The organism is bacterium, assembly GCA_024224155.1.
Classification (GTDB): Bacteria; Acidobacteriota; Thermoanaerobaculia; order Multivoradales; family JAHEKO01; genus CALZIK01.
This window is the reverse complement of sequence record JAAENP010000048.1, coordinates 1-1259: the sequence shown is the minus strand read 5'-3', so window position 1 is coordinate 1259 and position 1259 is coordinate 1. Positions and strand designations below refer to the sequence as shown.

The 1259-nt window shown below is 64.2% G+C and carries 1 protein-coding gene; it reads left to right on the top strand.

What is annotated here, in order from left to right:
• Position 1 precedes the first annotated feature (1 nt).
• Positions 2 to 1259 (top strand): polysulfide reductase NrfD (gene nrfD / locus GY769_02775; GenBank protein ID MCP4200841.1); only part of this gene is annotated, 1258 nt, incomplete at its 3' end.

The window sequence follows — 1259 nt, the reverse complement described above, 5'->3', positions numbered from 1 at the left end:
GCTGGTCGACGGTGCCAAGTCGCCCGCCGAGGTGACGGCAGACGTCTGCCGGCCGCTCGAAGGAAAGGCGGGAGGCCTGTGGTGGCTCGCCTTTCTGATCGCCGCCTCGGTCCTCACCCTCGGCGCCGCCTCGGTGGCCTACCTGATGGCGACCGGGGTCGGCGTATGGGGCCTCAACCGCACCATCGGCTGGGGCTTCGACATCACGAACTTCGTCTTCTGGGTCGGTATCGGACACGCCGGGACCCTGATCTCGGCCGTCCTCTTCCTGTTCCGGCAGCGGTGGCGCACGGCGGTCAACCGCTCGGCGGAGGCGATGACGATCTTCGCGGTGATGTGCGCCGGGCTCTTTCCCCTGATTCACATGGGGCGGCCCTGGCTGGCGTTCTTCGTCTTCCCCTACCCGAACACCCGCGGGCCGCTGTGGATCAACTTCCGCTCGGCCCTGTGCTGGGACGTGTTCGCGATCTCGACCTATTTCCTGATCTCGCTCGGCTTCTGGTACATCGGCCTGGTGCCGGATCTGGCGACCCTGCGCGACCGCACGAAGTCGAAGGTCAAGCGCGCCCTGTGCCGCTTCTTCTCCCTCGGCTGGGACGGCTCGATGCGGACCTGGAGCCGCTATGAGACGGTCTACCTGCTGCTCGCCGGCCTGGCGACGCCGCTGGTCTTCTCGGTGCACACCATCGTCAGCATGGACTTCGCGACCTCGCTGATTCCGGGGTGGCACACGACGGTTTTCCCGCCCTATTTCGTCTCGGGGGCGATCTTCTCCGGCCTGGCGATGGTGCTCACCCTGATGCTGATCGCGCGCAAGACCATGCACCTCGAGGACTACATCACGACGCGCCACGTGGGAGCGATGTGCAAGCTGATCATCGCCACCGGCGGCATCGTCGCCACCGCCTACGCCACCGAGTTCTTCATCGCCTGGTACTCGGGCAACGAGTTCGAGCACTTCGCCTTCATGAACCGCGCGCTGGGACCCTACGCCTGGGCCTACTGGACGATGGTCTCCTGCAACGTCCTGGTGCCGCAGTTCTTCTGGTTCAGCAAGATCCGCCGGAACCTGCTGGTGGTCTGGATCCTCTCGATCTTCATCAACATCGGAATGTGGTTCGAGCGTTTCGTGATCATCGTCACCTCGCTGCACCGTGATTTCCTGCCTTCGAGCTGGACCTACTACGTGCCCACGAAGATCGAGATCGCCACTCTTCTCGGCAGCTTCGGCCTCTTCTTCACGCTCTTTCTGCTCTTCT